The organism is Flavobacterium psychrotrophum, assembly GCF_003403075.1.
Taxonomy (GTDB): Bacteria; Bacteroidota; Bacteroidia; order Flavobacteriales; family Flavobacteriaceae; genus Flavobacterium; species Flavobacterium psychrotrophum.
Genome location: NZ_CP031557.1, coordinates 1286006 through 1305097 on the forward strand (window position 1 = coordinate 1286006; position 19092 = coordinate 1305097).

18 protein-coding genes are annotated in these 19092 nt (G+C 44.2%); 6 read left to right on the forward strand and 12 right to left on the reverse strand.

Going from position 1 to position 19092, the window contains the following annotated elements; all coding sequences use genetic code 11:
• The first annotated feature begins 229 nt into the window (after window positions 1–229).
• Entirely contained in the window at window positions 230–1126 is an 897-nt protein-coding gene (locus tag DYH63_RS05620) for a MerR family transcriptional regulator (RefSeq protein ID WP_116787883.1), read from the forward strand.
• Window positions 1127–1149: 23 nt separating this feature from the next.
• Here the strand turns inward: DYH63_RS05620 and DYH63_RS05625 are convergent, their stop codons facing one another.
• On the reverse strand, window positions 1150–2301 hold the full coding sequence (locus tag DYH63_RS05625; protein WP_116787884.1) for an acyltransferase: 1152 nt from the start codon (window positions 2299–2301) through the stop codon (window positions 1150–1152).
• 170 nt (window positions 2302–2471) lie between these two features.
• On the opposite strand from DYH63_RS05625, the gene DYH63_RS05630 reads away from it, so the two are divergent.
• The gene (locus DYH63_RS05630; protein WP_116787885.1) at window positions 2472–3455 is read left to right on the forward strand and encodes a fasciclin domain-containing protein; all 984 of its coding nucleotides are present in this window, start codon (window positions 2472–2474) and stop codon (window positions 3453–3455) included.
• 122 nt (window positions 3456–3577) lie between these two features.
• Here DYH63_RS05630 and hemH read toward each other — a convergent pair whose 3' ends face one another.
• Entirely contained in the window at window positions 3578–4615 is a 1038-nt protein-coding gene (gene hemH / locus DYH63_RS05635; RefSeq protein WP_116787886.1) for a ferrochelatase, read from the reverse strand.
• Window positions 4616–4796: 181 nt separating this feature from the next.
• Between hemH and DYH63_RS05640 the strand changes: the two genes are divergently transcribed.
• A complete protein-coding gene (locus DYH63_RS05640) occupies window positions 4797–5240 on the forward strand; it encodes a response regulator (protein WP_116787887.1) in 444 nt (147 codons plus the stop codon).
• Here the strand turns inward: DYH63_RS05640 and DYH63_RS05645 are convergent.
• On the reverse strand, window positions 5237–6745 hold the full coding sequence (locus DYH63_RS05645; RefSeq protein WP_116787888.1) for a sensor histidine kinase: 1509 nt from the start codon (window positions 6743–6745) through the stop codon (window positions 5237–5239). The two genes, DYH63_RS05640 and DYH63_RS05645, sit on opposite strands and share 4 nt — an antisense overlap.
• 329 nt (window positions 6746–7074) lie before the next feature.
• Window positions 7075–7371 (reverse strand): hypothetical protein, encoded by a 297-nt coding sequence (locus DYH63_RS05650; protein WP_116787889.1) that lies wholly within the window; start codon window positions 7369–7371, stop codon window positions 7075–7077.
• Window positions 7372–7532: 161 nt separating this feature from the next.
• On the opposite strand from DYH63_RS05650, the gene DYH63_RS05655 reads away from it, so the two are divergent.
• Window positions 7533–7766 (forward strand): helix-turn-helix domain-containing protein, encoded by a 234-nt coding sequence (locus tag DYH63_RS05655; RefSeq protein WP_116787890.1) that lies wholly within the window; start codon window positions 7533–7535, stop codon window positions 7764–7766.
• On the opposite strand, the gene DYH63_RS05660 is transcribed toward DYH63_RS05655, so the two are convergent.
• The 7 genes from DYH63_RS05660 to DYH63_RS05690 form a co-directional block, all read right to left on the reverse strand.
• Window positions 7763–9136: a sensor histidine kinase gene (locus tag DYH63_RS05660; RefSeq protein WP_116790744.1), complete on the reverse strand. Its 1374-nt coding sequence runs from the start codon at window positions 9134–9136 to the stop codon at window positions 7763–7765. The genes DYH63_RS05655 and DYH63_RS05660 overlap by 4 nt on opposite strands.
• A gap of 4 nt (window positions 9137–9140) precedes the next feature.
• Window positions 9141–9806: a response regulator transcription factor gene (locus DYH63_RS05665; RefSeq protein ID WP_116787891.1), complete on the reverse strand. Its 666-nt coding sequence runs from the start codon at window positions 9804–9806 to the stop codon at window positions 9141–9143.
• 30 nt (window positions 9807–9836) lie between these two features.
• Window positions 9837–11024, reverse strand: coding sequence for a DUF3570 domain-containing protein (locus tag DYH63_RS05670; RefSeq protein WP_116787892.1), 1188 nt, complete (start codon window positions 11022–11024; stop codon window positions 9837–9839).
• Window positions 11025–11046: 22 nt separating this feature from the next.
• Window positions 11047–11262 (reverse strand): DUF4266 domain-containing protein, encoded by a 216-nt coding sequence (locus DYH63_RS05675; protein WP_116787893.1) that lies wholly within the window; start codon window positions 11260–11262, stop codon window positions 11047–11049.
• Window positions 11243–12187 carry an FAD:protein FMN transferase gene (locus DYH63_RS05680; RefSeq protein ID WP_116787894.1) on the reverse strand — a complete coding sequence of 315 codons (945 nt, stop codon included), beginning with the start codon at window positions 12185–12187 and terminating at the stop codon, window positions 11243–11245. The genes DYH63_RS05675 and DYH63_RS05680 overlap by 20 nt, the downstream gene beginning before the upstream one ends.
• Before the next feature lie 7 nt (window positions 12188–12194).
• Entirely contained in the window at window positions 12195–12629 is a 435-nt protein-coding gene (locus tag DYH63_RS05685; protein WP_116787895.1) for a thioredoxin family protein, read from the reverse strand.
• Between the two features lie 271 nt (window positions 12630–12900).
• The gene (locus tag DYH63_RS05690; protein WP_116787896.1) at window positions 12901–13590 is read right to left on the reverse strand and encodes a VIT1/CCC1 transporter family protein; all 690 of its coding nucleotides are present in this window, start codon (window positions 13588–13590) and stop codon (window positions 12901–12903) included.
• Window positions 13591–13834: 244 nt separating this feature from the next.
• Here DYH63_RS05690 and DYH63_RS05695 point away from each other — a divergent pair, with 244 nt between their 5' ends.
• Both DYH63_RS05695 and DYH63_RS05700 read left to right on the forward strand, forming a co-directional pair.
• Window positions 13835–16270 (forward strand): glycoside hydrolase family 31 protein, encoded by a 2436-nt coding sequence (locus DYH63_RS05695; protein ID WP_116787897.1) that lies wholly within the window; start codon window positions 13835–13837, stop codon window positions 16268–16270.
• A 78-nt stretch (window positions 16271–16348) separates the two neighbouring features.
• Window positions 16349–18013, forward strand: a complete 1665-nt coding sequence (locus DYH63_RS05700) for an alpha-L-fucosidase (protein ID WP_116787898.1) — start codon at window positions 16349–16351, stop codon at window positions 18011–18013.
• Window positions 18014–18189: 176 nt separating this feature from the next.
• Here the strand turns inward: DYH63_RS05700 and DYH63_RS05705 are convergent, their stop codons facing one another.
• Window positions 18190–19092 (reverse strand): carbohydrate kinase family protein, encoded by a 903-nt coding sequence (locus DYH63_RS05705; RefSeq protein WP_116787899.1) that lies wholly within the window; start codon window positions 19090–19092, stop codon window positions 18190–18192.

The following is a 19092-nucleotide window of genomic DNA, read 5'->3' on the forward strand; positions in this document are numbered from 1 at the left end:
TATTTGGTGATATGCGGTAGGAAATAACATGAGAAATATAAATTTTATATTGTTTTATGTTTTAACAAAAGTAATTAAACAAATTTAATTTTTATATCTGTGCCCTTTTTTTAACAGCGTTGGATGATATTTCTTTTATTCAAATTATTTTAATCTGTGTTTTAAAACAATTTTGATGCTCTAAATGTGTATTTTTGTTCTATAATGTTTAATAATCATACGAATAGGGGTGAACAATATAAAAACTACATTTTCAATCAGCGACCTTGAAAACCTGTCAGGGGTTAAAGCGCACACGATACGTGTATGGGAACGTCGGTATGGCATCCTTACACCTGAGCGGGGTGAGACCAACCTGCGTAGTTACACGCTTGATGATTTAAGAAAACTGCTGAATATTGCTGTGCTGACCGAGTATGGCATAAAGATATCGAAGGTTGCCCGGATGGGCGGGGCGGAAATTGAAAAAATGGTGGTGGAGTTACGCAGTACCCGTCAGGATATTGCACACATCCTGCATCAGTATAAGCTTTCCATGATGACATTTGACCAGGCATTATTCGGCGACACAACCGATCATTTGCTGACCAAAATGCCATTTCGCGAAGTGTTTATGGGATACTTTCTCCCTTTTCTCGAAGAGGTAGGCCTGATGTGGCAAACAGCTACCATACAACCGGCGCACGAGCACTTTATAAGCAACCTGATTCGTATGTATGTGGTGCAACAGACGGCATTGGCGGGAAGGAAATTAAAAAGAGGGGCCTCTCCTGACTATGTACTCTTCCTGCCTTTTGGCGAAATACATGAGTTAGGGCTCCTTTATTTGCAATACGAAATCGTAGCCTCGGGTAAGGCCTGTATTTATCTGGGCAGCAATATGCCGTTGGACAGTCTTTACGAAATAAATAAGCTGTTTACGGGGATTACCTACATTACCTACATTACCGTTCTTCCGGAAGAGCGCCCGCTTGGTGAATACATCGTCACACTCGAGCGAAAGTGCCGTCAAAGTGAATCGGCGCTTTGGGTAGTGGGGCGGAGGGTTTCCGAAGTTGACCTGGTTAACAACCCTTACCTTGAACTTTTTACCACCTTGCATGCTGCCGTAGCAAAGTTCGGATAAACATTATATCTCGTGCCACTTTGTTACCCAAATATCCAGCGGGCATATCGCGGTGTGGCTTTGTAGAAAAGGTGCACAACGATCCAGCTTATGGCGAAAACAACAAGGGCTGTAAACGGGATCCTTACTGATACGGGTATGGAAAGCTTTTGCGAAATGGCATAGCCAAGCCCTACTACAAAATAATGACAGAGGTAGATGCCTAATCCGTATTGCGTCGTCCTTGCAAGGTATTTTCTGACGGTTTTGGAACGTATTTTTACGTGCTTGATAAACAGTATTACGGCCAGGGTCATCAGCGCGACCTGTGGTGAGCAATACAGGAAGAAAAGTTCCACATCGTTTTCCGTACTCCCCGGGTTTGCAGTCATGTACCGGAAGCCAAGATACGTTATAAGATAACCCGTGGAAAATAGTGCTGCGCACAAAATGTATTTTGTTGCCGTATTTAGTTCTAATGGATATTTCTTTACACAATATCCCAGGAAGAGATAGCCATTAAACCCAGCAAAATAATAAAAGGTGTCGAAACTGTTCCACGCACTGCGACCCAGAATGTCGGGTGCTGTAAAACGGAACGCGTAAGGCAGAAAAAGGGTTGCTGCCCAAAATGCGCCGTATATTTTATACTGAAAAAGATCCTCTTTTTCTATCCATGCTGTCAAAAAAGGCATATAGAGGTAAAGCCCTGCCAGCATGAAAATGTACCATAAATGTATGGTATACGCATTGAATGAAACAGGTATCGCAATCAGCCGGGCAATAGTATCTTCCACGGATTGGGAAGGATGCGGGCCGGCATAGGCAAATGTCTCACTTACAACAGCAGGGTCCAGGCCCAGCATCCCGGTGAGCAGGGGATAGCAATTGTACAGGATGGACCAGATAAGGAAAGGAATAAGAATCCTGGAAAGCCTTTTTTTGTAAAAAGCTCCCGTATTTTCTTTAATCGGTAACAATAGCGCACCGGTAATCATTACAAAAAGAGGTACACAGGGCCTGAGAAATGCGCCGTACAGACTGCCCCAAAAATTATATTCCGGATTCGCCCGGGCTTCCGGTGAGATATTGAAGGGATCGGCACAATGTATACATATTACCATGAATATTGCAATGAACCGGAGGAGGTCAAGCCAATATTCGCGTTCTTTTTCCTTTGGTCGTGTTGTGTCCATTTGGTCCCGGTTTAAAATGATGTGTTGCGTTTCTTTCTTGTCGGTCGATAGAAGTGGCTCCCGAAGATAAACATTTTTTCAAAACTTTTTTGTTTAAAATTTTCACAAAAAACATTGGACAAAAAATAAACGTATGTATTTTTGGGTTACAAATCTTACAACTTTAATCTATGAACAGAAAAACTTTTTTCAGGCCTCTTGCCATCCTGTTGCTTGCAGTAGCACCGATGGTAACTTCTTGCAGCGATGACGACAACAATACCGCTCAGAACGGTAACTCCATTGCTGACCTTGCCGCATCGACCCCAGAACTTTCTACGCTTTCCACAGCATTGAACCGCGCAGGCCTCACCGGTACCCTTGACGGTGAAGGCAGCTTTACGGTATTTGCCCCGACCAACCAGGCGTTCGAGAACTATTTGCAGCAAAATGAATATACATCAATTGAACAGGTTCCTGTAGCTGCCCTAAAAGAGTTGTTGCTTAACCACGTTGTTTCCGGTACAATGGCTTCTTCGTCGCTGCAGACGGGATATGTGAAGACAATGGGAAAGGGAAGTGCATCCTCTACTAATACGTTAAGTATGTTTATAAATACATCCAACGGGGTTGTTTTAAATGGTGGAACTGCCAATGGTGGTGCTACGGTAACAGGGGCTGATGTAATGGCAAGCAATGGCGTTGTACATGTTGTCAACAGTGTAATAGGTTTACCGACAGTTGTAAACCATGCAATTGCTAACCCTGATTTCTCGATACTGGTACAAGCGCTGACACGTGAGGATCAGCCTGATTTTGTAGGGATACTTTCCGGTTCACAGAATGCACCGTTTACGGTTTTCGCACCCACCAATAATGCTTTTTCATCGTTATTACAGGAGCTGGGTCTTTCGGGTTTGGCTGATGTCCCGCAGGCAACCCTGGAAAACACCTTAAAATACCATGTGGTAACCGGGCAAAATGTGCTTGCTGCTTCGCTGACCGATAATATGAGCGTTCCGACGTTCGAGGGAGGAAGTTTTACTGTTAATCTCGAAGGCGGTGCTTCTATTACAGACGCTAACGGCAGGGTTGCTTCAATAGTTGCTACTGACGTGCAGGCTTCCAATGGTGTAGTGCACGCCATTAATAAAGTGATATTACCTGCTATGTAATCAATTTATTTTTTTACCTTTAACAATTACATGTCGTAAATATCGTGGGGGTATTTATTCAGAAAGCGGGCTTTAGCCCGCTTTACTTGTTTTGTCCGACGTTCATTTCTTGGTGGTATATGTCAGGTATGCATTGTCTGCGTTGTTTCATCAACCCAGTCGCTTATCCAGCCTGCGACAGCATCCGTCCAGTCTTCCCGATCATTCAGGCAAGGGATGGTGATGAAATTTTTACCTCCGTTACCTAAAAAGTCGTCTTTAGCACGCATAGCGATTTCCTCAAGTGTCTCGATACAGTCCGATACAAAAGCGGGCGTTACCACAGCCAGATTTTTTATGCCCTCTGCCGGCATCGCCGCAATCCGTTTATCCGTATAGGGCTCAAGCCACTTATCGCGGCCCAGGCGGCTTTGGAAGGTTACGGAATAGCGCTCGGCAGGCAGTTTGAGTATTTCGGCAACAGCCCTTGTTGTTTCATAACATTGGTGCCTGTAGCAGAATTGATGTGCTGTGGATTTCAAGGAACAGCACTCGCTATCGATATGGCAATGGGAGCCCGTCGGGTCCGTTTTCCGTATATGGCGCTCCGGCACGCCGTGGTAGCTGAAAAGGATATGGTCATATTGAAACCCGTTCAGCGCGTCTTTTATTGACTGGGACAATACGCGTGCATATTCCGGCTTATTGTAAAAAGGGGCAAAGTGTTCCATAAGCATGAAAGGAAATTTGCGGCTTCTGATTTCTTCTGTCTTCTCTACAATTGTGCGGGTAGTGGCCATTGCGTATTGGGGGTACAGCGGTACTACCAGTACGTGGTCTACTCCCTTGGCGGCAAGTTCATCAAGTCCTTCTTCCAGGGAAGGCTTTCCGTAGCGCATAGCCAATGCAACGGGGGTGGATAATTTAGCTGTAACAGCTTCCTTTAGCCTCGTGCTCAAAACAATCAGTGGTGAACCCTCTTCCCACCATATTTTTTCATAAGCCTCTGCAGAAGCTTTCGGACGCGAACGGAGTATTATTCCCTTTACAAGAAGCGCCCTTAGGATATAGGGGTAGTCAATTACGTATTTATCCATCAGGAATTCGTCCAGATAGGGTTTTACGTCCTTTGCGGTGGGGCTCTCCGGTGAGCCGAGATTGACCATTAAAATGCCTTTCATGTTTTTGTATTTGTTTATTTATTTAACAAATATAAGTAAACAAATTATTATTTTTATTTATAGTAAATATAAAATAAACCTCAACATATTTTCTCCCTGGTTTGTATATGGATTCAAGAAACTTGGTTAAATTTTATAGAAAGTAACAATACATTACTACATTTGCACTTTAATATGATATATGGTAAGGAAAGACGGTCCTATCATTATAATAGATGATGACGCTGATGACAGGGAAATATTAAAGGAAATCCTTGAGGGTTTGCATTATCCCAATGAGATAATTTGTTTTACAGACGGGTATTCTGCCCTCGATTATCTGGCGGGGGAGTCCGTAAATCCATTTATCATTTTTTCGGATGTGAATATGCCCAAAATGAGCGGATACCAGTTCAGGGACAGTATATTGGCAGATGAAAATTTACGCCGTAAATGTGTGCCCTTTATTTTCATCACCACTTCAGCAACAGATGCAACTATTGCGAGGGCCTATGAGCAGTCGGCACATGGTTTTTTCCACAAGCTGAACGATTACCTTCAATTCCAGCAGGCCATGGAGCACATTGTAAAGTATTGGCTTACAGCGGATGCCCCGGTTTTTCCAAACCCACTGGCATCATTTTAAAGCCCTATTTGTATTTGGGTTACCGGAAGGATAATTTCAAATGTAGTACCGAGGCCTATTTCGGACCACACGGATACTGTACCGTTATGGCGTTGCACTATTTTATGGCAAAGGGAAAGCCCCAGCCCGGTTCCATCATAGGTATCTTTTGAATGTAGCCGTTTAAAAGGCTCAAAGATCTTATCAACGAATTCTTTCTCGATGCCAATGCCATTATCGGCTATTTCAATCTTGATGCAGTCACCCGAAGGTTTACTCAACAAATGGCTGGTTATGTTTATGTGCGGCCGTACTGCCTCACGGGAAAACTTCAGGCTATTTCCAATTATGTTGTAGAACAATTGGCTAAGGAGTACATGTGCGCCCTGTATATCAGGAAGCAGCGACTGGTTAATAACAGCGTCCTTCTGCGTTATCACCAGCTCCAAGTCACCCAGGACTTCGGAAAGCAGTACATTAAGGTCGATTTTCTGTACACTGAATGCGGCGGCATCCATAACGGAGTAGGCCAGTATATCTTCAATCATGCTGTGCATCCTTGCTGCCGATTTTTCGATTTTTGCGGCGTAGAGCGTACGTGCCTTACTATCGGGTTCCAGCATATCATTAAGCGCACCGGTGAAAAAACGTATTTTACGCAGGGGTTCCTTAAGGTCATGGCTGACGGCGTGTGCAAACTGGGAAAGGCTTTCGTTTGAACGCAGCAATTGCCGGGTACGCTCGTCTACCTTTAACTTCAGTTCTTCTTCAAATGATTTTTGTTCTGTAATATCCTGTACTGTTCCAAACAGGCTTTTGGTATCCGGCGAATCAATATAAAAACCGTTAATGCGCAGCCACCTCACTTCTGAATTGTTGTGGATAATCCGTAACTCATAGGACATTTTCCCGGTTAGTTCCGCTTCCCGGTGAGATTGCTCCCTTATGTGCAGGTCATCGGGGTGAAGTTTGCCAATCAGATCATAATTTGTGATGGGGTCTGTTATCCTCCATATTTCCTTAAATATCCCGGAGGTTTTTATCCTACCGTTCTCCAGGTTGATTTCGTAGGTGCCCAGCTTAGCATTTTCAATTGCGAGCGTAAGCTTTTCTTCTGCTTCAGCTGCATGGTTTTTGGCCATGACCAGTTCGGTTATGTCTGCTGCCGTATTCATCACACCGTAAACCGTTCCGTCAGGTGCCTTTAGGGGAGTGAACGTATAATTAAAATAATGGACTTCTTTTATTCCTTTCTTAATAAGGTCAACACGCCTGTTTGTAGCTATATAGGGCTCACCGGTGTCTAAAACCTGCCACAGCTGTTCATAAATGCCCAGGCCCTCCAATTCAGGAAGTATTTCGAGATAGGACCTGCCTATAATGTCAGCGCCCTTTCCCCAGGCATCAACGAGGGCCTGGTTGGCCAAGACAACGGTAAGTTCACGCCCTGTGTAAACACCAATGGGAAAAGGCGCGCTTAGCACGACATCTTCAAGTTGCTGGTAATAGTGGTGATCTTTTTCCATTGATACTATACGTCCTGTAAATTTAACTTATAAAATAGTTATCGCCCATGACAAACGGGTTTATGCGGTAATTTTAACTATTGTTCAAGTACAGCTTTTACATGATTATAATTTACATGGCGACGTCGCTCAAATAATTAGTAAAAAAGCTAAGGCAGTATATTTGCAATAGAATAAGAGGCAACCTGTAATAAGCACCCTATAAATAAGCGGTATGTTTACAGGTTCAATAGATGGTAACGGTAAGGATTCCTTTTGCACCAAATAATAAATTACTTATAATGTTTAGAAGAAATTTCATGCGTAATTAGCGATTATCTAAAATATTTTCATTCATTCATTCGGAGTGGGAATGTATAATCCATAACTTTTACAACTTCTCTGGATAACTGCTTCCTGTCCCGGGCCTTTATTTTTTCCAATAGAGGGGCATTTTCGCGTATTTTTATTTTCAGGTAATACTCCCAGTAGATAGTACCCAATAATAAATTGACAAAGCCGTTACCGTGCTTTGTCTTGATAATTGAAATGCTTTCAATATCGCGAACCCCGAATGCTACGTCCAGGTTACGGTACCTGACTTTAACGGTATTATCCTGCGCCAGGATATATTTATTTCGTTGCATGGTAATGGAGGAATTATTCAGGCTAAATATAGAAATGAATATAGAATCTTGCAAGTACCTTTACAATACAAAATCCGTATTTATTTATACTTAATATGAATTGCTGTATCATTCCCATCTGCTTATATATAAAAGTTATTTTTGGAGTATAAGATACCATTATGATCCAATTTAAAGACCAGAGGCTGGTGCAATTTGGCCAGCGTGTCCGTACATATCGTGAAGAAAAAGGCTGGACTGTAAACGATGTTGCTGCCAGGGGCTATCTTAGCAAAACTGACCTTATGGCTATAGAGTCCGGCAGCAGGAACTTTGGCTTTACCACGCTGCTTGAACTCTCAAAATCACTTTCTATCACGCCCTCTCAGCTGCTTGATTTTGAATTTGATATTTAAGTAGTATGCGTGAGCGTCACTTTTGTACCTACGGTAAGCTCGCTTTCAATGGTAATCTCTATATCCAGTAGTTCACAGATCCGTTTCACGATGGACAGGCCCAGGCCGTTGCCTTTTGTCTGGATATGCTCATCGGGCCGTGAACGGTAAAACGATGCAAATACCTTGTGCTGTTCCTCTTTTGCAATGCCTATGCCATTGTCTGCCACTTGCAGCAGGATACTGCCTTTACCTGAACTTGCCGATAACGTTACTACACCGTCAGGTTTAGAATATTTTACCGCGTTTGAAACAAGGTTTTCCAGTACCATGGATAACAGGTATCCGTCGGTTTCCATGTACAGGTTCTCGGCAATATGTGTTTCAATCTTAATATTTTTCTCTTTGATTGCCTTTGCGTTGCGGGAAAGGGTATCTAAAACAAGCACACTGATATTGGTGTTTTCTACTTTAAGTGCTTCTTTCTGGCTTTCAAATCTTGCAAGTAGCAAGAGCTGGTCTACCAATAGGTTGATACGGTCTGTTTCGGCGATGCAATATTTAATTGTTTCTACAAATTCTTCCTGGCTGCGTGGCTTGCGTATCAGGACTTCAAGGGTGCCTCTTACAACGGCGAGTGGGGTCCTTAGTTCGTGAGAGGCATCAGAGGTAAATTGTTTTTCCCTGAGTACAGCGCTTTCAATACGGTCGAGCAGGTTATTGATGGTTTTGGATAGTGTGTACAATTCATCTTTATTTCCAGCATAGGCAATCCGCTCATAAAGGTTGTTACGGGAAATCCTGCCAGCAGTCTCAATAATATTGTTTACCGGCTTTATACTCCTGCCTGCTACAAGGCGGGTAACGGCAAACAGTATAATGAGCAGCAAGGGGTAGGTAATAAACAATACCCTTTTGAGGTTATAAAGCAGGTTTCCGGCATCCTGCAACGGGACGGCTACCAGTATATACCCTACAACTGTATCTTTGAAGCGGACCGGTACCTGAGCCTGCCGTACGGGTATGTCATCCAGCAGGCTGTCGTAAAATATGTCTTCAGTGAGGGTTCTGTATTTGAGTTTTGACTCTTTAAGGTTGGGTGACCGGTCGGATAGCTTTCCATGCCGGTCCGTAAACTGTATGAAAATGGGGTTAATGTCAAGGGTATTGTGTTCTTTCTCATACCATTCTTCCTTTTCGACTGAAAATCCGGCAGGCGTAACCGTTATTTCGGTATAAAGGTCGTCCACCTCTTTTTGCAGGTCATTATCAAGGCTGCTGTATACACCACTGCTTACGATCAGGTAAATTAACGCAAAAACAAGCAACACCAGTATGGCAGCAGTGATGCTGTAGAAAAGCGCGATCCTGTTCCTGAATGCTATTGCCATGGTTTTAAAATTCTGCAATGTAGCCGATTCCCCGAATGGTCCTTATAAAGTCAACTTCCTTGTCGAGTTCGAGCTTTTTACGGATACCGTTGATAAAGACATCGATCACGCCCGTATCGTATTCAAAGTGGATATCCCACACGTCATTAATGATCTGGGCACGGGTACACACCTCATTTTTATGCTGTACAAGATAAGACAATAATTCAAATTCACGCTGGGTAAGGTTTACTGCCAATCCGTTTTTAAGGACTTTATGTGCCGTCAGGGCGACGGTCACGCTACCTATAACAATATCTTTTTGCCTTTCTGTTTTTGCCCGCAGCTGTACCCTTATTCTTTCCAGTAACTCCTCAAAACTAAACGGCTTTTTGATGTAGTCGTTAGCACCGGCCCTCAGCCCGTCGATAGTGTCCTGAATGGTGTCCTTTGCAGTAAGAAAAATTACCGGCGTATCCACCTGCCGCTCCCTTAGGGCCTTGCACACTTCAAGCCCGCTAAGCACCGGTAGCATCCAGTCCAGCAAAATAACATGCGGTTGTTGTTCCAGGGCCAGGGCCAGCCCGCTTTTCCCGTCGTTTGCTGCCAAAACCTCGTACCCTTCTTCGCGCAGTCCCTTACCCAGGAAGTTAATTATACCTGTTTCGTCTTCAACTATAAGTATTTTCATAGGTTTAAAATCTCCTTAAAGGTACGTAAGTTACTTATACCTGATATTAATACTGATAATATCCGAGTTCAGGTTGGTAGAACGGGTATAATGGCCGTAGCGTATTTCGAGCAGGTTGAGGCGTTCAATACCAAAGAGCCCGTGCACCGGTGTCATGCGCAACCCGATGCCCACGAAGTTGCTGTTGAACTTTGAAAGATCGTAATTACTGGTGTAAAAGTCACGCTGCGGGCCGTGCATCTGGTAACCGTCAAAATATTTGGCAGCAGTCTGGGTATAGTACCTGTAGAACGGCGATACCGAAAGGAACGGGGTAATCTTTACCGGAACTTCAAGCTCTGCCGTATGGGATTGTATGCCCCAGTCATCGGTGTAGAATCGGTAATACCCCCTCAGGATAATATTGTCGCCCAAAAAGTAACTGGCGCGTGCCGCCAAAGGTATTTTAAGGCGGCTGTCGGGCAGCTTTTCCTGATGCACAGAGCCATCGGTAAAATATACCCTGTGAAAAGGCAGGCTGAGGTAGCCCTGCTGCTGCACTATGTCGGCCTGGAAGAGTACCTGGAAATCGCGGTTGATAATCTGCGAATAGCTTAACGACCCCACAAAGGTATTGCGCGAGGCGTTACCCGAATCATCAGTACCGGGCAGCCCCCGCAGTTCTACGGGCGCAAGCAGCTTTACCTGGTCGAGGTAGGCCTGTAACTTTGCGGTAAACTCACCGTTACGGTCTTTTGTTTTTTGGGAAAAACTGATGTTCCCGCCAAAAGACTGGTAGTCGTATTCGGTGGAGGACGAAACCCCTATGCCAAAGGCACGGCCCTTTGCCTCGTTTTCGCGGATGTAGTTCAGCGACGGATATACCCTCATATCCGAAGAGGAGGCCGAAGAATTTGCCTGTAGGTCTATTTTATCCGATGATGCCGAAGAATAATGGTCGACACCTACCTCAAAATCCCAATTGTGCTTAATGCCGTTTTCACCGAACTTAACCAGGCGTACATCTATTGCATTGGAGATATCGTTAAGTTTCTCGGTGCCTGTTCCACCGGTTACCGCTGAGTTATTACCATCCTGCCTGTAGTAGCTTGACACCAGGTTTATTTCTTCCAGCTTTAATTTCTTGGGTTTGTATGCTGTTGAATCTGTGGGCTGTTCCTGGGCGTAGATTTTCATGAGCCCTAAAAGCGCAAGCCCTGTTATAAATATCCTTTTCATGTTGTTGCTGTGCTGTTAAGGGTTAATTGCATCCACACCCGCCGCCGCTTTTCCCGGCATTGGCGCCCGATGAGCCTTCCCTGTAGGACTGGAAGCTCAATTCGGTTTTTTCTACTTTGCGGTTCGAGAGGGACATCTCCCCATCGTTGATTTTGTTTTTTTGGTACTCTTTTACGGGAGAGCAGGCGCTGGCAAGGAGAGCAGCGATAGCGGTAAGGCTAAGAAGGAAGCGTTTCATGTGGGATAAGGTTTATGTTTTTTGAGGTATACAGTTTATTGTTGTCGTCAATGATAATACAGTGCAGGTCCGGTATCTGGTCGATAAGGTACAACCCTGCTTTGATGCCCATTACCGCAATCGGGGTGGCCATGGCGTCGGCAAATTCTGCATTGCTGCTGATTACCGTTACACTCTTAATGCCGGATATCGGCAACCCTGTTTTAGGGTCAATGGTATGCGAATACTTTTTGCCGCCTATCATCACGTATTTTTCATAGTTGCCTGAGGTTGCAACTGCTTTGCCCGACACATCCAGGTAGGAAAAGATATCTTCCGGATGGTCCGGATTGGATATCCCAATCCGCCACGGGTTGCCGGATGGCTGCGCCCCCCAGGCGGTAAGGTCGCCGCTGGCATTGATGATGCCGCTTTGCACCCCGTTCTGCATTAGCAGCCGCCTGGCCATCTCGGCCGCATAGCCTTTGCCAATACCTCCAAAGCCGATGCGCATTCCTTTATTTTTTAGGAACACCGAATTGTACTGTTCATCGAGTATAATATTGCGGTAATCGATGAGGTGTACCATCTTCAGCGCCTGCTCTTTTGGCGGTAGCGCTGTCATGGTTTTATCAAAATTCCATAAGGTTTTGTCGATGCTTCCGTAGCTGATATCGAAAGCACCCTGCGTGATTTGGGAAATGCCGATGCTGCGCTTGATCAGGTCAAAAACTTCAGCAGCCACCGGTACAGGGGCTATCCCGGCATTCTCATTGATCAGGGCAGTTTGGCTGTTGTTACTGAACGTCGTAAGCAACTTTTCGATACGGCGTATTTCTTCAATAGCGGCCTGTATATGCACCTCCGCATCTTGTATACCAGGGCTCACTACCGTAATGGTAAAAGTATTGCCCATCAGTTTTAATGACTGTGAGAACTCCTGCATAAAATATCTATTTATGGGAATTGCAGGCTGCCTTGATTTCCGTTGCCCACCCGTCAACAGTAGCTTCCGGTTTCCCTTTCCAGGATTTTATAACTTTGCCGTCAGTATCTAGCAATAGCGTGAGTGGAAAGCTACCTTCCTTATTATATTTTTCGGCCAGCGCCTCATTCTTTTTGGTCTGTTCTTCTGAAAGCTGTTTTTTCTTTTTCCTAGGAAAATCAGCGTTTAATAGTACCAGGTTGTCTTTGGCCATGTTGGCAAAGGCTTCGCTGTCAAAGTAGTCCTTACGGGTAGCTACGCAGGGCGCGCACCAGTCGGAACCTGAAAAATTAAGCAGGATGAATTTATGTTCCTCTTTAGCGATTTTCTGGGCAGTGGAAAAGTCGGTTTCCCATGTAATGGGAAGGAACGCTACAAATAGCAGGCAGGCTAAAAATTTCATTGTGAGTAGTGTTAATTGTTATAACAAAATAACGCACTACCTACCTTTTAGCTTGTGTGGATTCGCTTAAGGTTTGCTTAAGATTGATTATAAAAAAAGAGCCCCGAATTACACTGGGCTCTAAGATTAAAACCAGAGGGTTCGAAGCTCCTGTTTGATGCAAAATTACTAATTATCGCCTAAATTTGAAATATACAAGTAATTAAAATTGTCGTTTTAAAAATATCCTAGCATGTAACGACTATCGGTGCGTCATAGATTACACTACTGGCTACGATACCTGCACATCAAAAACATAGCCGACAAGCGCAGAAGCAGTCATGGCAACTGTTCCCCATATACAGATACGCATGACCGCTTTCATTTTATTTGACCCCCCTGCACCGGCAGCCATTATACCGGAGATGGCAAGGAATACTATCGAAAAACCGTATTGTAACGGTATCATATAACGGAGCGGTGCGAATACTGCTACAAGCAGCGGTAATATCCCCCCGCAGATGAATGCCAGTGCAGATGCCATTGCAGCCTGGAACGGTTTAGCCTGTGTAACGTCATTTATACCCAATTCATCGCGGGCATGCGCCTCAAGTGCATTGTGTGCAGTCAATTCTACGGCGACCTGTTGTGCAAGTTCCTGCGATAAACCGCGCGTTACATAAATTTGGGTTAGTTCCTTAAGTTCCGCTTCCGGTATTTCTGCCAGTTCCCTGGCTTCCCTTTCCAAGTCTGATTTTTCGATATCGCTCTGCGAACTTACCGATACGTATTCACCGGCTGCCATAGACAACGCCCCTGCAACAACCCCTGCTAGTGCAGCCAATACTATAGGATCCCGGGTTTGGCTTGCAGCTGCAATGCCTATAACGAGGCTGGTAGTGGAAAGTATTCCATCATTGGCGCCAAGCACGGCAGCCCTGAGCCACCCACTACGGTTTATGAAGTGCTGTTCGTTTTGCATAATACTCAATTTGACATAAAAATAGTGGAAAATTTAATTCATGACCGAATTCTAAGTTTGTAAATGGGCGCGATTGAGGCTTGTTTAATCTAATTTACATAAGATATCTAATATTACAGTCATATTCTGGACTGGAATTCAATAAGTGAAATAAATTAAGTGTTTCTTTTACATTTTTCATATTTTTGGAATCTATTATAACGATATAGTATCCATGAGAAGACTCAGTACCAAATCAAATATCATGAAAGAGTTATTTTTATCGCTGTGTTTTTGCAGTGTAAGCACATTTGCGCAATCCTTTCAAAAAACCAAAACGGGTATTAAAACTACCGCAAATGGCAATAGTATAGAAATACAGTTTTACGACCCCTCAATAGTGCGGGTTATTAAAGTTCCTGATAGTAATACCTATGTGAAAGAGAGCCTGTCGGTTGTATTATCACCTGCAAAAACTGCCTTTAAGGCGTCCGGATCCGCCAACATTGTTACTGTATTGTCAGAAAAAGTTAAGGTAACCCTGGATCTTACAACAGGTAAGGTGGGTTTTGCATCTGTTTCTGACACAGGATTACTTGAAGAAAAAACGAACGGAACCGCATTTACACCATTTAACGATAACGGTACAGCAACTTATACTGTTTCCCAATCCTTTGTATTAGAAAAAGAGGAGCCTATTTATGGGCTGGGCCAGCACCAAAGCGGAACGCTCAACCAGCGAAACCAAAAGTACCACCTTGAGCAGGGTAATGTGGAAGATGCCATCACGTTTTTCCAATCGGTTAAGGGATATGGTATATTTTGGGATAATTATGCACCAACTGAATTTACCGATGACCCTGACTGTACCACATTTACATCGCAGGTGGGCGATGCTGTAGATTACTATTTTATGTATGGCGGCAATGCTGACGGGGTTATAGCAAACATGAGGAAACTTACAGGTGAGGTGCCCTTATTCCCATTATGGACCTACGGCTACTGGCAGAGCAGGGAGCGCTACAAAAGCCAGGCAGAACTGGTTGAGGTAGTAAAAAAATACAGGGAACTGGGTGTGCCACTGGATGGTATTATCCAAGACTGGCAATACTGGGGCAATAACTATTTGTGGAATGCCATGGATTTCCTTAACCCCGAGTTTCCTGATGGGAAAAAAATGGTGCAGGATGTACATAACCTTAATGCCCATATGATAATTTCCATATGGTCTTCCTTTGGTCCCAATACCAAACAATACGGCGACATGGATGCTAAGGGGATGCTATTTAACATCAGGACCTGGCCGGAATCGGGTTCGGAGATATGGCCGCCAAAGATGGATTATCCTTCCGGGGTAAGGGTTTATGATGCTTATAACCCCGAAGCCCGTGATATCTACTGGGAACATGCAAACAATGGCTTATTTGCTACGGGTATAGACGGCTGGTGGATGGATTCCACAGAACCCGACCATTTCCATCCCAATGATGCCGATTACAATACAAAAACCTTCCTGGGATCTTTCCGTAAAGTGCGTAATGCTTACCCATTGATGACAGTAGGGGGGATGTACGACCATCAGCGTAAGACAACGTCAGACAAACGGGTGTTTATCCTGACGCGTTCTGCTTTTGCTGGCCAGCAACGCTATGGTGCCAATACGTGGTCGGGCGATACAGGTTCAAGCTGGGATGCATTACGGAAACAAATACCGGCAGGGTTAAATTTTTCACTTTCTGGCATACCGCATTGGAATGCCGATATAGGGGGCTTCTTTGCAGGCGAATATAAAAAAGGGAAGTATGCCGATAAGGGCGCCCAAAACCCGTTGTATCAGGAATTATACGTCCGCTGGCTGCAATTCGGCACCTTTACCCCAATGATGCGTTCGCATGGTACCGATATTCCAAGGGAGATTTACCAGTTTGGAAAAAAGGGAGAACCCATATTTGATGCAATAGAGAAGTTTATAAACCTGCGCTACACACTCCTGCCGTATATTTATGCTACCTCGTGGCAGGTTAGCGCACACCAGTCTACCTTTATGCGTGCCTTGTCTATGGACTTCGCGCAAGATAAAAAAGGGTGGGATATAAACAATGAATACATGTTTGGCAAATCCATCCTTGTAGCGCCTATAGTCAACGCCCGGTATACACCTGAGGCTGTGGTTAACGTAAATGAAGAAAGCGGCTGGAACAAACAAACAGCTATCGAAAATAATGCCCAGGCAGGTGTTGACTTCACAGCCGAAAAAACTGCTAACGTATACCTTCCGGCAGGTCCCTCATGGTATGACTTTTGGACGGGCGAAAAAATAAACGGAGGACAGGAAATCAATGTGAAGACAAAAATTGACATGATACCGCTGTATATTAAGGCAGGCAGCATACTACCCATTGCCCCACTGATGCAATATGCAACAGAAAAAAAATGGGATGACCTGGAGATAAGGCTATACCCTGGTGCAGATGGCACATTTGTACTGTATGAAGATGAGTTTGACAACTATAATTATGAAAAGGGCGCTTATACAGAGATAGCTTTTTCATGGAATGACAAGACAAAGAAACTTACCATCGGCAACCGAAAGGGCGCTTATAATGGGATGCTTCAAAACAGGAAATTCAGGGTGCTGCTGCCTTCCGGAGAAGAGAAAACTGTAAATTACAACGGCAAAAAAATTACCCTTTCATTTTAGCTTCAAACAAAATGTGAAAGTGTTATCTGAATCTACTGACCTGATTCGGTTAAGCTTCATATTATTAAAATATATATTATGCATAGACGGGATTTACTTAAAGGCGGTACAGCACTATTGTCTGCCCTGGTTTTAGAAAAAATTGTGGCAGGGCCACTAATTGATACAGGCCTTTTTGATATGCCTTTTGAACCTCTGGCTAAAGGGCCTTTTAAACCCACATGGGAGTCCTTACAGGGATATACAGTCCCAGATTGGTACAAGAATGCAAAGTTCGGCATATGGGCGCATTGGGGGCCACAGTGCCAGCCCGAGGCAGGTGACTGGTACGCCCGGAATATGTACATGGAGGGCAGTTGGCAGTATGAATATCATATTAAAAAATACGGGCATCCATCGGTTTTTGGTTTTAAGGATGTCATCAACGAATGGAAGGCCGAAAACTGGAATCCTGATGAATTGGTATCGTTATATAAAAGTGCCGGTGCACAGTACTTTATGGCACTGGCAAACCATCATGATAACCTTGACCTTTATGACAGTAAATACCAGAAAAACTGGAATTCAACCAAAGTGGGGCCTAAGAAGGACATTATAGGGGCCTGGGCAAAGGCAGCCAAAGAAAACGGGTTGCCGTTTGGCGTAAGCGTACATGCTGCGCATACCTGGAGCTGGCTTGAAACGGCACAGCGGTCAGACAAAAAAGGGTCTTATGCAGGCGTAACTTATGATGGGAAACTGACGAAAAAAGACGGTAAAGGCGAATGGTGGGATGGCCTGGATCCTCAGGAATTATATGAGCAAAATCACCCGCTGAGTGAAAACAGCTTTGATGACGGTATGATACACAGGCAATGGAACTGGGGCAATGGCGTCACACCACCCAGCAAAGAGTACTGCGAAAAATTTTACAACCGTACCATTGACCTGATCAACAAATACAATCCTGACCTCATTTACTTTGATGATACTGCATTGCCGCTGTGGCCGGTAAGTGATGCTGGACTGCGCATTGCTGCACATATGTACAACAAGAGTATTAAAGATAACGGGACGCTTAAAGCCGTAATCACAGGCAAAATACTGGACGAAGGCCAGCGTAAAGCCATGGTGTGGGATATTGAGCGCGGGCAGAGTAATGCCATTGAGCCCCTTACCTGGCAAACCGATACCTGCATAGGGCAGTGGCATTATGACAGGGGTGTTTATGAGCGTAAAGAATATAAAACCGCACAAACAGTAATACATACACTTATAGACGTTGTGAGTAAAAACGGCAATCTTATGCTTAATATTCCCATGAGAGGTGATGGCACTATCGATGAGCTGGAGCGCAAAATAGTGGAAGAAATTGGTGTGTGGATGCGTGCAAACAGCGAAAGTATCTACGGTACCCATCCATGGAAAATATTTGGAGAAGGTCCTGCGCAGGAGGGGGCTGCAGCCTTAACCGCCCAGGGCTTTAACGAAGGAAAGGGCGAGCCGTTTACCGATAAAGACGTTCGCTTTGTTGTAAAAGGGAACGACCTCTTTGCCACAGTAATGGGGTGGCCGTCCTCTGGTGAAGTGCTGATAAAAAGTTTACACTTGGGCAATCCCTACCGCGAATCAAAAATTAGCAGCGTCCGGTTGGTTGCCACTAATGATTCGCTGAAATTTGAGCAGACAGGGGAAGGGTTGAAGGTGTACTTTCCGAAAAGTAAACCTGTGGCGCCGTATGCGAATCCTTTAATATTAAATTAAAAAATACTATTTAATGGCAGCATTGTAAATAGTTCGGCTTTACCTATGTTACAGTCTCTAATTTTTACAATTGTCTTGGATTTTATTTCATATCGCTTAATACGGGAAATGAAAAAGCTGCTCTTTTTAGGGAGCAGCTTTTAGAGAAAACCCAAACTTTCCCTATATAACCCAAATTAACTTACACTTATAGTCAACTCTTCAATTTGTTCAGTACTAATGTCTGGATTTGCCCCGGTCGCGGCGGCTACCAAAGCTCCCATAGCACAAGCATAATCCAATGCTTTCTGGGGCGTTTCCTTAACAAGAAGTTTCATTATCAGCGTCGCCAGGAATGAGTCACCGGCACCAACAGTGTCAACCACTTTTACTACGTAGCCATTATTGCTATACAATTTGCCTTCCCACAATAGTATCGCACCATGCTTACCCTTAGTAACACAAATCGCTTTGGAGCCTGTTTTTTTTGCAATAAACTCCATATTATCTTCCAAAAGCTTAGCGTGAGAACCTAGTTTGCCTGCAATTTCAATTAGCTCTTCGTCGTTGAACTTAATGAAATCAGCTTTTTTCATCAATTCCAAAAGGGTATCAATTTCGTAGTGTGGGGGCCTGAGATTCACATCAAAAACTTTATAGCCGTCTATTTCCAATAGCTTCAATAAACTTTCTTTCGACACTGCGTCACGGCAGGCAAGGCTTCCGTAAATCATCACATCAGCTTCCCGTACCAAATTAAAGACATTCGGTGTAAGTACGATTTTATCCCAAGCTGATGGATAGCTGATTTCATAACTGGCACTGCCACGCTCGTTCACGTAGACCTGTACCAGCCCGGTAGGATAACCTTCAACTGTTATAATGCCTGTAGTATCCAAGCCCTTTTCTTGTACATAACTGATAATCTCTTCACCATCAGTATCTTTTCCAATTGCACTTACCATTGCGGCTTCACAGCCCAGGCTTTGCATCCTTAAGGCCAGGTTAAGGGGAGCCCCGCCAATTTTTTTCCCGTCAGCAAATACGTCCCAAAGTACCTCTCCAAAAGATACTGCTTTTATTTTTCTATTATTGCTCAT